The 12,120-nt window shown below is 74.2% G+C and carries 8 protein-coding genes; 5 read left to right on the forward strand and 3 right to left on the reverse strand.

The window, feature by feature from the left end:
* Positions 1-57: 57 nt before the first annotated feature.
* Both OG618_RS11190 and OG618_RS11195 read left to right on the forward strand, forming a co-directional pair.
* A complete protein-coding gene (locus OG618_RS11190; RefSeq protein ID WP_329487193.1) occupies positions 58-1,710 on the forward strand; it encodes a VWA domain-containing protein in 1,653 nt (550 codons plus the stop codon).
* On the forward strand, positions 1,697-2,221 hold the full coding sequence (locus OG618_RS11195; protein WP_329487194.1) for a hypothetical protein: 525 nt from the start codon (positions 1,697-1,699) through the stop codon (positions 2,219-2,221). Before OG618_RS11190 ends, OG618_RS11195 begins: the two co-directional genes overlap by 14 nt.
* 37 nt (positions 2,222-2,258) lie before the next feature.
* Here the strand turns inward: OG618_RS11195 and OG618_RS11200 are convergent, their stop codons facing one another.
* Positions 2,259-5,573, reverse strand: a complete 3,315-nt coding sequence (locus OG618_RS11200) for a helix-turn-helix transcriptional regulator (RefSeq protein WP_329487195.1) — start codon at positions 5,571-5,573, stop codon at positions 2,259-2,261.
* Between the two features lie 535 nt (positions 5,574-6,108).
* On the opposite strand from OG618_RS11200, the gene OG618_RS11205 reads away from it, so the two are divergent.
* The 3 genes from OG618_RS11205 (at position 6,109) to OG618_RS11215 (ending at position 9,572) form a co-directional block, all read left to right on the forward strand.
* Positions 6,109-6,786 (forward strand): helix-turn-helix transcriptional regulator, encoded by a 678-nt coding sequence (locus OG618_RS11205; protein ID WP_329492076.1) that lies wholly within the window; start codon positions 6,109-6,111, stop codon positions 6,784-6,786.
* Between the two features lie 285 nt (positions 6,787-7,071).
* Positions 7,072-8,898, forward strand: a complete 1,827-nt coding sequence (locus OG618_RS11210) for a bifunctional metallophosphatase/5'-nucleotidase (RefSeq protein WP_329487196.1) — start codon at positions 7,072-7,074, stop codon at positions 8,896-8,898.
* A gap of 104 nt (positions 8,899-9,002) precedes the next feature.
* Positions 9,003-9,572, forward strand: coding sequence for a Uma2 family endonuclease (locus OG618_RS11215; protein WP_329487197.1), 570 nt, complete (start codon positions 9,003-9,005; stop codon positions 9,570-9,572).
* Positions 9,573-9,660: 88 nt separating this feature from the next.
* On the opposite strand, the gene OG618_RS11220 is transcribed toward OG618_RS11215, so the two are convergent.
* Positions 9,661-11,118: an aldehyde dehydrogenase family protein gene (locus OG618_RS11220; RefSeq protein WP_329487198.1), complete on the reverse strand. Its 1,458-nt coding sequence runs from the start codon at positions 11,116-11,118 to the stop codon at positions 9,661-9,663.
* Positions 11,119-11,209: 91 nt separating this feature from the next.
* Positions 11,210-12,076 (reverse strand): helix-turn-helix domain-containing protein, encoded by an 867-nt coding sequence (locus OG618_RS11225; RefSeq protein WP_329487199.1) that lies wholly within the window; start codon positions 12,074-12,076, stop codon positions 11,210-11,212.
* Positions 12,077-12,120 lie beyond the last annotated feature (44 nt).

The raw sequence follows: 12,120 nt of genomic DNA on the forward strand, positions 1-12,120 counted from the left end.
GCGGGGCGAACGGGACCGCCCGAAGCGGTACACGACGGCACGACGGACGGGGCGACGATGAGGACGACCAGGGTGGGGGCCGCGGCGGGGCGCGGCGGGCGGGTGCTGGTGGCGGGGCTCGCCCTGCTGGTGGCGGCGACGGCGTGCACGTCCTCGCCGGCGCCGGCTCCGCAGCAGAGCGACGCGCCGGCGCCGACCGCGCGGGCGGGGGTGCTGCGGTTGCTGGCCGGCAGCGAACTGCAGGACATGGCGCCGGTGCTGGAGGAGGCGCAGAAGGCGACCGGGGTGACCGTCCAGTTCGCCTGGACCGGGTCGCTGGACGGTGCGGACGCCGTGGCCTCGGGCCGGGCGGACGGCAAGTACGACGCGGTCTGGTTCCCCTCGAACCACTATCTGCGGCTGGACGACGCGGGGAAGTCGAAGCTGCTGTCGGAGACGCCGGTGATGGTGTCGCCGGTGGCGGTGGGTGTGCGGTCGTCCGCGCTCAACGAGCTGGGCTGGGGCGACGGTTCCAAGGTGAGCTGGGGGCAGCTGGCGGACGCGGCGTCGACCGGCAGGCTGGCGTACGGGATGGCCGACCCGTCGCGGTCCAACTCGGGCTTCTCGGCGCTGGTGGCGGTGGCGGCGGCGTTCTCGGGGGCGGATTCGGCGCTCACCGAGGCGGACGTGCGGAAGGCGACGCCCTCGTTGAAGCAGTTCTTCACGGGGCAGAAGCTGACGTCGGGTTCGTCCGGCTGGCTGGCGCAGGCGTACGCGCGGGCGGAGCAGGGCCGGGTCGGGGCGCTGGTCAACTACGAGTCGGTCCTGCTGTCGATGAACAAGACGCTGGCGGCGGACCAGCAGTTGACGGTGATCCGGCCGACCGACGGCGTGGTGTCGGCGAACTACCCGCTGACGCTGCTCAGTTCGTCGGCCGAGCGGGAGCGGGACTCGTTCCGGCGGCTGACCGACTACCTGCTGAAGGACGATGTGCAGAAGCGCGTCTCGGAGTTGACGCTGCGTCACCCGGTGTCGGCGGGGGTGGCGGCGGCTCCGTCGCTGCCGGCCGACCGGCGGCACGAGTTGCCGTTCCCGGGCAGCAAGGCGGTCGCGGACGGCCTGTTGGCCTCGTACCAGGACGAGCTGCGCCGGCCGTCGCGGACGGTGTACGTGCTGGACACCTCGGGGTCGATGGCGGGGGCCCGGCTGGCGGCGCTGAAGTCGGCGCTGGGGCGGCTGACCGGGGCGGAGGACACCCGAGGGGTGCGGCGGTTCCGCAACCGCGAGGAGGTGACGCTGCTGTCGTTCGCCTCCAAGGTGAAGTCGACGAAGACGCACACGGTGCCGGCGGCCGGTGCGCAGCAGGAGCTGGCGTCGATCAACGCGGATGTGCAGGCGCTGTCGGCGGACGGCGGGACGGCGGTGTACAGCTCGCTGCAGGAGGCGTACCGGTTCCTGGACCGGCAGCAGGCGGCGGCGCAGGACGACCGGTTCACGTCGATCGTGGTGATGACGGACGGTGAGAGCAACGAGGGCGCGTCGGACAAGGACTTCCGGAACTTCTACAACGGGTTGTCGGCGGCGCAGAAGGCGGTGCCGGTGTTCCCGATCCTGTTCGGGGACGCGGCGAAGAACCAGTTGCAGGGGATCGCGGATCTGACCGGGGGCAAGCTGTTCGACGGGACGGCGTCGCTGGACGGGGCGTTCGAGGAGATCCGTGGGTACCAGTAGCCGCGGGGGTCCGGGCGGGCGGCGGATGGTGGGGTATCTGGAGTCCACCCGCAATCTGGTCGGCTGCGGGGGCGGGGCGGTCGGGCTGGGGCTGCACTTCGCGGGGCTCGGCGGTGCGTGGTGGCCGGGGATCGTGGCGGCGCTGTACGTCGTGGGTGTGCTGCTGGCGCCGGGGCCGCGCCCGGTGACCCCGGGGCGGGTGCCGGACGTGCCGGTGCCGGACGCGCCGCTGCCCGCGCCGCCGGTGCGCTGGGTGGAGCTGGACGCGCTGGCGGGTTATCTGGGGACGGTGGCCCTGCCGTCGTCGGTGAAGCTGGACGACCTGGTGGAGCGGTTGCGGGTGGTCGGTCCGGGGCCGGCGGCGGAGCGGATCGTGCTGCGGCGGCTGCCGGTGGCGGTGGACGGCTATCTGCGGGCGCGGACCTGGGAGCGCTGGACGCCGGACGGCGAGGATCCGGGGGTGGCGCTCGCCCGGGAGGTGGAGCGGATGGCGGCGGTGCTGGCGGGTTGAGCGGGGGAGGCTCGCGCCGGGTGTCGGCGCGGGCCGGTCACGTCTCCAGGGCGCCGGCGAGTTCCGCCCGGCGGCGGACGCCGAGTTTGCGGAAGCTGTTGGTCAGGTGGGTCTCCACGGTCCGGACGGCCAGGTGCAGCATGGCGGCGATCTCGGCGTTGGAGTGTCCGGCCGTGGCCAGGCGGCAGATCCGCAGTTCGCTGTCGGTGAGGGCCTCGGCGCCGGCGTGCTCGCCGCGGCCGCGCCGGGCGCCGCTGGCGCGGAGCGCCTCGACGGCGACGGCCCGCAGTCGTATCGCGCCGAGCCGTTCGGCGCGGCCGGCGGCCTCGCGCAGGGCGCGGCGGGCGGCGCCGCGGCGGCCGCCGTCGGCGAGCAGGCGGCCGTGGGTGATCAGTGCGGGGATGAGTTCGGTCTCGATCTCGGCGGTGCGCAGGAGTTCGACGGCCTCGGCGGCGAGGTCGAGTCCGTGGCGGCCGCCGGTGGCGGCGCCGAGGGCGCGCAGGGCGCGGCCGACGGTGCGCGGGGTGCCCCAGATCCGGGCGAGCCGCAGTTCCTCCTCGGCGAGGGCGACGGCGGGGCCGGGTTCGCCGAGGGCGGTGTGGCAGTCGGCGGCGGCGGAGCGCCAGGGGGTGACGATGGGGCTGAGGACGTGCCGTTCGCCTTGGCGGCGGCCGCATTCCATCAGGTCGACGAGGGCTTCGGCCGGTTCGCCCGTGGCGAGTCGGAGCAGGCCGCGGGCGTACAGGTACTCGTTCCACTCCCAGGAGCCCTGGGCGCGGTCCGCGGCGACGGCGCGGGCGAGGCCGTGGGCCTGCCAGTAGCGGCCGGTCTCGGTGAGGGCGATGACGGCCTGGGCGACGAGGTGGGCGTTCTGCTGGCCGAGCAGGCCGGCGTAGGTGGCGGGAGCCTGCGCGTCGGCTTCGGCCGGTTCACCGGGCGCGGTCGCGGCGCCCGGCGTGGTGACGTCGCGGTCCGCGAGGTGCGGGTCCGCGGTGCCCGGGGCGCAGGCGCCCGGGTGGCCCGGCCCGGTGGCGCCCGGGCCGCTGGCGCCCGGGCCGGTGTCCGCCGGTGTCCCGCACCACCAGGACCAGACGGAGCGCTCGTGGCGTTCGGGCCGCTCGGCGCTCTCGCCGCCGGACCGGCCGCGGACGCCTGTCCGCAGCCCCTGGCGGACGGGCTGGGCGGGGGCGGGCGGGGCCGCCTGGGCGGGGGCGGGCGCCGGTCCCGGGAGCGCGGCGGGCCCCGCGCAGGCGGCGGGCGCGGACGCGGCGGCGGCCGACGCGGCGGACGATCCGGTCAGCGCGAGGTCGTCGAGCAGCGCCTGGTACTCGCCGCGCATCACCCGGCTCTCGGCGCGCACGCTCAGCAGGCACTGGTAGCCGGGGTCCAGCGAGGGCCCCCGGTACGCGGCCAGGCCACGCGCCACCAGCCGGTCCGCCTCGGGCAGCAGGTCCGCCCACTGGGCCAGGGTGGCGGCGGAGACCAGGACGTAGGAGCGGCAGAGCGGGTCGACCGGGGCGTCGAGCAGGTCCTTGACCCGGGCGGCGACCTCGGCCGCGGAGAGCACCCCGCTGGTCGAGTCGAACTCGGTGAGCAGCGCGTACGCGGGCGGTGCGAGCCGGTGCTGGGTGCGGGCGGCGAACCGCTGGACGCCCTCGACCACCTGGAGCCAGCTGTGGCCGTCGTGCGCGGCGATCAGTGCGGCGGCGGCCTGGACGGCGTGGACGAGGTCGTCGCGGTCGGCGAAGCGTTCGGCCAGTTCCTCCATCAGTTCCAGCGCCGCGGGGGCGTCGCCGCGGGCGGCCAGTACGGCGCCGAGCGTGTTGGCGGTCTGGAAGACGCCTTCGTCGGACTGCTGGAGGTGGACGGCCTCGGCGAGGTGGCGGACGCCCGCGGTGCGCTCGGCCGGGCCGAGGGTGACCTCCAGGCCGCCGAGCTCGGTGAGCAGCAGGCCGCGCCGGCGGTCGTTGAGCGGCTCGGTGAGGACCCGGCGCAGCAGGGTGACGGCGTCCTCGGGGCGGTCGGCCTCGGCGGCCTTGCGGGCGGCGCGGCGCAGGGCTTCCGCGGCCCAGCGCGGGGCGGGGGCGGGGGTGAGCAGGAGGTGTCCGGCGACGCGTTCGTCGGGTGCTCCGGTGCGGTGCAGGAACTCGGCGGCGGCGCGGTGGACGCGGGCGCGGTGGCCGGGTTCGTGGCCGGCCAGGACGGCGTCGGTGAGCAGCGGGTGGGCGAAGCGGGGCCAGCGGCCGGGGCCGGGGTCGTCGAGCAGCTGCTGGGTGGTGAGCTCGGCGAGCCAGCCGGTGATCTGGTCGGGGTCGGCGCCGGCGAGTTCGGCGAGCATCGGTACCGGGTCGAAGTCCCCGGCGCCGGGCAGGGGGGCGGTGCGGGCGGCGGGGTGTTCCTGCATCCGGGCGAGGACGCGGGCGGCGGTGAGGGCGCGGTCGCCGCCGCCGCGCAGCCACTGTTCGACGGCTTCGGGGAAGGCGCCGCCGGGCATCCGGGCGCAGCTGTCGGGCAGGGCGCGGAGGGTGGTGAGGGCGCGGGGCGCGGGCAGGGCCGGGAGGGCGACGAGGGCGGGCGGGGCGGGCAGGGCGGTGAAGGCGGCGGGGCAGCACTCGTCGGGGTGGTCGCGCAGGTCGGCGAGGAGTGCGGTGAGCAGCAGCGGGTTGCCGCCGGTGGCGCGGACGCAGTCGTCGGCGAGGGCGGGCGGGGCGCCGAGGCCGAGGTGGAGTTCGGCGAGCCGGGTGGCGGCGGTGGTGTCGAGGGGGTCGAGCCGGGTGGTGTCGGCCAGTCCGGGGGGCAGGCCGCGGCCGAAGCGGGCGGGCGGGCTGCCGAGGGCGCTCTGGCGGCGTTCGGTGGCCAGCAGGAGGACGGGCAGCCGGTCGATCCGGCGGGCGAGCTGGAGCAGCCAGTCCCGGGAGGCCCGGTCGGCGAGGTGGATGTCGTCGACGGCGAGCAGGACGGGGCTGTGGGCGGCGTGCAGGCGCAGCAGGGCCCAGAGGTCGGTGTCGGTGTCGGGGGCGGTGCGGCCGGTCCCGGGGGGCGGTGTGCCCTGGCCGGGGGCGGCCTCGAACAGCTGGCGGGCGGCGGCGTAGGGGGTGGTGGCCTCGTCGACGGAGCAGCGGGCCCACAGCACGGTGGTGCCGTGCGCGGCCTCGCGGCGGGCGGCTTCGGCGAGCAGGGCGCTGCGGCCGGTCCCGGCGGCGCCGGTGACCAGCAGGACGCCGCCGGTGCCGGTCCGGGCGCGGGTGGCGAGGGCGGCGATCCGGCGCAGCTGGGGGTCGCGGGCCGCGAGGTGCGGTGGTGCGGCGACGGTCCGGTCCTGCTGGTGTCGGCGCGTCCTGACGGTACTCATCTGCTTCCCTCCCGCGACGCCCGCCGATGACCGGACGGGCACTTTTCCCCGTTGTGCAGGGAAACGGCTTGACGCCGTGTCAGCGGCTCGGTTACAGCTGTGATTCTCGTCGCACCCCTTTCGGAGCCGCTCCGCACCCACCCCCGCCCGATCCGTCCGGCTGCCCTCCGCGCCCCGCACCGCCCCCGCCCGGGCCGGGGCCGCGCCCGTCGTGCGCGTGTCCGCACGGCGCTGCGCTGCTCCGTTGCCGCCGGGTGGCCGATCTCGTGGTGGACCACGATGGCCGTGGCCGCCCGTGGCGGGGACCATGGAGCCTACCGGGGGGCCGTCGTCGTTCCCGCATCGCACGCCGCACGCCTGTGCCCGCCGGGCCCTGCAAGGGCCTGGGCGCGGCGCACCGCCGTCCGGCCGCGAGCCGGGGATTCTCCAGGAGGGGGCCAGCTTGACTGTCCTGCACACCGACCACGAACGCCGGGCCGTGCCCAGGCACGCTCCCGCGTCGGCGGGCCAGCGGATGGTGCCGCCGCAGCGTCCGATGTCCGCCCGGCACGTCGCCCCGTCCGCCGCTCCCCCGTCCAGCGGTGGCCGGACCAGCGTCGTCGTCCAGGCCGCGGACCCGATCTCGCGGGCCGGGGCGGAGGCGCAGCTGCGCCGTCACCCGGGGCTGGAGCTGTTGGATCCGGCGCCGGGTGCGCCGACCACACCGGGGGCGGTCACCGTGCTGCTGGCCGAGTCGGCGGACGCCGCCGTGATGGCGAACCTGCGGCGGCTGGTGCGCGGTGCCGAGCAGCGGGTGGTGCTGGTCGTCGAGCGGATGCGCGAGGCCGAGCTGCTGGAGGCGGTGGAGTGCGGCGTGGCCGCGATCATCTGGCGCCGGGAGGCCACCGCCGAGCGGCTGGGCCGGGCGGTGCTGGCGGCGGCCCGGGGTGACGGTGATCTGCCGGCGGACCTGCTGGGGCGGCTGATCAGCCAGGTGGGCCGGTTGCAGCGGAGCGTCCAGGGGATGCCGGGCCATGCGCCGTCGGGGCTGTCCGAGCGGGAGTCGGACGTGCTGCGGCTGGTCGCCGAGGGCTGGGACACGGGTGAGATCGCGGCCCGGTTGTCGTACTCCGAGCGCACGGTCAAGAACGTCCTGCACGGGTTGACGACCCGGCTGCAGTTGCGCAATCGGGCCCACGCGGTCGCCCACGCGGTCCGCGAGGGGTACATCTAGGCCCCGCGCCCGTCCTTCGGCCACCCGCCCGCCGCGTCCCGTCCGCCGGCGCGGCGGGTGGCCGCTTTTCCGGCCGCGGCGGGTGACCTGTTCCGCGGCCGCGGCGGGTACGGTGCGCGATGCCGGTGCGGCGGCGTCACGAACGAGTCGCCAAGATCTCACCTGCTGGAAACGTTTCGGGGCTACCCATCGGCCGGGTCGCGCGGCACACTTCTACGCGCGTACCTCTACGCGCGTCACCACACCTGACGACCCATTCGCCGTCCCCACCCGGGAGAGCCGTCCATGCCTCTGAACCGTCGTGACTTCGTCGCCCGGTCCGCCGCCACCGCCGCCGGCGCCGCCCTGGCCGGCGGCGCCGGCCTCGTCGCCGCCACGCCCGCCGCAGCGGCGGGCCCGGACGAGGCCCGCGCCAAGGGGCGGGCCAAGAAGCAGGCCTTCACCGTCATGGGCACCACCGACCTGCACGGCCGGGTGCTCAACTGGGACTACTTCACCGACGCGGTCTACGCCGACAAGGCGCACAACGAGGTCGGTCTCGCCAAGATCTCCACGCTGGCCAAGCAGGTCCGCGAGGAGAAGGGCTGGGACCGCACCCTGCTGATCGACGCCGGCGACACCATCCAGGGCACCCAGCTGACCTACTACTACGCCCGGGTCGACCCGATCGCCACCGAGGCCGACACCGCGCCCGAGCACCCGATGGCGCTCGCCATGAACACCATGGAGTACACGGCCGCGGCGCTCGGCAACCACGAGTTCAACTACGGCATCGACACCCTGCGCGCCTACGAGGAGCAGCTGGACTTCCCGCTGCTGGGCGCCAACGCGCTGAACGCCCGCACCGACAAGCCGGCCTTCCCGCCGTACGTGATCCGCAAGCTGCGGCTGGGCAACGGCCCGGCCCTCAAGGTCGGCATCCTGGGCCTGACCAACCCGGGCATCGCGATCTGGGACAAGGCGAACGTCGCCGGCAAGATGACCTTCCCCGGCATCGTGGAGACCGCGAAGATCTGGGTGCCCAAGGTCCGCGCGGCCGGCGCGGACGTCGTCGTGGTGGCCTGCCACTCCGGCATGGACGAGGCCACCTCCTACGGCGACCAGCTGCCGTGGGCGGAGAACGCCTCGGTCGCGCTGGCCGAGCAGGTCGCGGGCATCGACGCCGTCCTGGTGGGCCACGCGCACAAGGAGATCCCGCAGCGGCTGGTCGTCAACAAGGAGACCGGCCGGACGGTCGTGCTCTCCGAGCCGCTCTGCTGGGGCCAGCGGCTGACCTGCTTCGACTTCGAGGTGGAGCTGGACAACGGCGCCTGGAAGGTGGTCTCGCTCTCCTCCCGGGTGCTGAACTCCAACACCGTCCCGGAGGACCCGGAGATCGTCGGCCTGATGACCGACCAGCACAAGAAGGTGGTCGAGTACGTCAACCAGGTCATCGGCACCGCGAAGATCGAGCTGTCGATCGCCGAGGCGCCGTTCCGGGACGTCCCGATCATCGACCTGATCGGCCGCGTCCAGGCCGACGTGGTCAAGGAGGCGCTGGCCGGCGGCCAGTACGCCAAGCTGCCGGTGCTCGCGCAGGCCGCGCCCTTCAACCGCACCGCCGTGATCCCGTCCGGCCAGGTCAAGCTGCGCGACGCGGCGGGCCTGTACATCTACGAGAACACCCTGGAGGCCCGCATCCTGACGGGTGCCCAGCTCAAGGACTACCTGGAGTTCTCGGCCCGGTACTACAACCAGCTCGCCCCGGACGCGCCGGTCGACAAGGCCACCCTGACCAACGCGCAGAACACCCCGGACTACAACTACGACTCGGTGTACGGCCTGGGCTACGACATCGACATCGCCCAGCCGGCCGGCTCGCGGATCGTCAACCTCACCTTCGAGGGCAAGCCGGTCGACCCCGCCGCCCAGTTCGTCCTCGCGGTGAACAACTACCGTGCCAACGGCGGCGGCAACTTCCCGCACGTCGCGGCCGCCCCGAAGGTGTGGGCCAACTCGGACGAGATCCGCAACGCGATGATCGCCTGGGTGAAGGCCCGGGGCGTCATCGACCCGGCCGACTTCGCCGCCGAGTCCTGGCGCCTGGTCCGGGCCGGCCGCCCGGTGTTCTGACCCCGCCCGCCCCACGACCGCCGCGACCGCCCCGCCGCCCCTTCCCCGGTGGCGGGGCGCCCGCGTCCGGCCCGGCGGGCCCGTCGCGGTGGGAGGATGGCGGCATGACCGAGTTCCGTGTCCCCGAACGACATGCCCAGCTCCTGGCGTACGCGCAGGGCCTGACTCCGCCGTCGGGGTGGAAGATCGAGATCTCCGGCGACGAGATCATCATGATGGCGGGCCCGTCGGTGATCCACCAACGCAACCTGCTGATCGTCCGGGAGCAGTTCGACGCGCACCGGCCGTCCGACCTGATGCCCAGCGAGAACACCGACCTCGCCTCGCCGAACGTCGGCAAGCTGCGCAATCCGGACCTCACCTACATCCCGGTCTCGGTGGTCGAGCTCGGCGGCAACGACGTGCCGGCAGAGCTGGCGGCGATCGCGGTCGAGATCGTCTCGCCCTCGAATCCGGAGAACGACCTGGTCGGCAAGGTCCGCGACTACCCGCTGATGCAGATCCCGCTATACCTGGTGATCGACCCGCGCGACGGCACGCTCACCCTCCACTCCGAACCCGGCAACGGCGTCTACCGCCGCCGGTGGAGCGGCGGGTTCGGCGACCGGGTGCCCGTCCCGGAGCCGTTCGCCTTCGAGCTCACCACCACCGAGCTGATCCGCTACCCCCGCTGAGCCCGGGCGCCCGCGCGGCGGGTTGGGCCCCCGCCACCGGTGGTCCGGGTGGCGGGGCGCCCGCGTCCGGCCCGGCGGGCCCGAGGGGTCAGAACGGGAAGCGGCTGCGCCCGTGCTGGATGGAGATCCACTTCACCGTGGTGAAGGCGTCCACCGTGGACTCGCCGTTGAGGCGGCCCACCCCGGAGTTCTTCTCGCCGCCGAACGGCACCACGGCCTCGTCGGCGATGGTCCCGTCGTTGACGTGGATCATGCCGGTCTCGATCCGCTGCGCCACCCGCACACCGCGCTCCACGTCCGCCGTGTGCACGGCGCCGCTGAGCCCGAAGGGGGTGTCGTTGGCGATCCGGACCGCCTCGTCCTCACCGTCGAACGGCACCACCAGGACGACCGGGCCGAAGAGTTCGCGCTGCAGGATCGGCGCGCCGGCCGGCAGGCCGCCGAGCACGACCGGGTCCATCAGGCTGCCGTTGGTCTCACCGCGCAGCAGGGCGGTGGCCCCGCCGGCGATCGCCTGGTCGACCTGGGCGGTGATGGCGTCGGCCTGCACCGGGTTGATCAGCGGGCCGATCTGGGTGGCCGGGTCCTTCGGGTCGCCGACCCGCAGCGTGGCGACCTTGCGGACGAACCGCTCGGTGAACTCCGCCTCGACGCTGCGGTCGACCAGCACCCGGTTGGCCGCCATGCAGACCTGGCCCTGGTGGGCGAAGCGGCTGAACACCGCGGCGTCGACCGCGTAGTCCAGGTCGGCGTCGTCGAGCACGATCAGCGCGCTGTTGCCGCCGAGCTCCAGCACCGTGCGCTTGAAGTGCGAGGCGGCGACGGTGGCGACGTGCCGGCCGACCTTGTCCGAGCCGGTGAAGGAGATCACCTTGGGGACGGGGTGCTCGATGAAGGCGTCCCCGATCTCGGCGATGTCGGTGATGACGACGTTCAGCAGACCGGCCGGCAGGCCCGCCTCCTCGAAGATCCTGGCGATCAGCGTGCCGCCGACCACCGGGGTCTCCTGGTGCGGCTTGAGCACCACGCCGTTGCCGAGCGCGAGGGCCGGCGCGACCGCCTTCAGCGACAGGAACAGCGGGAAGTTGAACGGACTGATCACACCGACCACCCCGACCGGGAGGCGGTACAGGCGGTTCTCCTTGCCCTCCACCGGCGAGGGCAGCAGCCGGCCCTCGGCGCGCAGCGACAGCTGCATCGACTCGCGCAGCATGTCCTTGGTGAGGGAGAGTTCGAACCCGGCCTTGAGGGCGGTGCCGCCCAGCTCGGCCATGATCGCCTCGGTGATCTCCGCCTCGCGCTCCTCGACGATGCGCAGCGCGCGCTCGAAGACCAGCCGGCGCGCGTAGGGGTTGGTGGCGGCCCACTCCTTCTGCGCCCGCTCGGCCGCGCGGTACGCCCGGTCGACCTCCTCGACGGTGGCGACGGTGATGGTGGCGAGCTTGTCGCCGGTGTAGGGGTCGACGTCGACGATGTCCCAGGAGCCGCTGCCGGTCCGCCACTCGCCGTCGATGTACTGCAGCGCCAACTCGGAAAGGTACGACATCTGATCCCTCTCGTGCTGATTCGGGAAAGCTGCGGGAAAGCCCGCAGGCTCTCCTCGATCAGATCTGATCAGGGCTCATCGTACTGACGCCTCACAGTTCCTGGCGTACGGAGCGAAGAAGTTCCCGGGTCAGCTCGGGGGTGAGGCTGTCGGCCGCCAGACCGTCCGCCGCGCCGGAGTACTCGGCCACCTCGGCGGGCTTGTCCAGGTAGAGCGCGGTGGTGAACTGCTCCAGGTAGACGACGTCCGCGAGCTCCGGTTCGGCGAAGCTCAGTACCGAGAAGGCGCCGCCCTCGGCGCGCAGCCCGCCGAAGCGCAGCGGCATCACCTGGAGGACGACGTTGGGCAGTTCGGTCAGCTCCAGCAGCCGGTCGATCTGCGCCCGCATCAGCTCGGGCCCGCCCCAGGGGCGGCGCAGTGCGGCCTCGTCCAGGACGGCGAGCAGTCGCGGCGCCCGGTCGGCGGTGAGCACCCGCTGGCGTTTCAGCCGGACCTCGACCCGCCGCTCGACCTCGTCGGCCTCGGTGACGTGGCCGCCGTGGGTGATCACCGCCCGCGCGTAGTCGGCGGTCTGCAGCAGCCCGTGGACGAACTGCACCTCGTAGCTGCGGATCTCGGTGGCGGCCTCCTCCAGGCCGAGGTAGGTCTGGAACCAGCCCGGCAGCACGTCGCCGTAACCGTGCCACCAGGACGTCGCGTTGGCGTCGCGGACCAGCCCGAGCACCGAGGCCCGCTCCTGCTCGGCCTCGACCCCGTACAGCGTGAGCAGGTCGGCGACGTCGCGCTCCTTGAAGCCGACCCGGCCGAGTTCCATCCGGCTGATCTTCGACTCGGAGGCGCGGATCGAGTACCCGGCCTCCTCCCGGCTGACGCCTCTGGCCTCCCGCAGCCTTCGCAGTTGGGACCCCAGTAGCAGGCGCCGTACCGTGGCACCTCCGCCTGCCTGAGTCATGCTCATCGCGTCACCCTCCGCACGTCGCGCAGCCCCCCGGCCGTCGGCCG

The sequence above is a fragment of the Kitasatospora sp. NBC_01246 genome (assembly GCF_036226505.1).
GTDB lineage: Bacteria > Actinomycetota > Actinomycetes > Streptomycetales > Streptomycetaceae > Kitasatospora.

Coding starts and splice junctions, on each gene's coding strand:
- OG618_RS11205 (WP_329492076.1), top strand. CDS start 6,109: ATGTCCGCCCGGCACGTCGCCCCGTCCGCCGCTCCCCCGTCCAGCGGT.
- OG618_RS11215 (WP_329487197.1), top strand. CDS start 9,003: ATGACCGAGTTCCGTGTCCCCGAACGACATGCCCAGCTCCTGGCGTAC.
- OG618_RS11220 (WP_329487198.1), bottom strand. CDS start 11,118: ATGTCGTACCTTTCCGAGTTGGCGCTGCAGTACATCGACGGCGAGTGG.
- OG618_RS11200 (WP_329487195.1), bottom strand. CDS start 5,573: ATGAGTACCGTCAGGACGCGCCGACACCAGCAGGACCGGACCGTCGCC.
- OG618_RS11210 (WP_329487196.1), top strand. CDS start 7,072: ATGCCTCTGAACCGTCGTGACTTCGTCGCCCGGTCCGCCGCCACCGCC.
- OG618_RS11225 (WP_329487199.1), bottom strand. CDS start 12,076: ATGAGCATGACTCAGGCAGGCGGAGGTGCCACGGTACGGCGCCTGCTA.
- OG618_RS11190 (WP_329487193.1), top strand. CDS start 58: ATGAGGACGACCAGGGTGGGGGCCGCGGCGGGGCGCGGCGGGCGGGTG.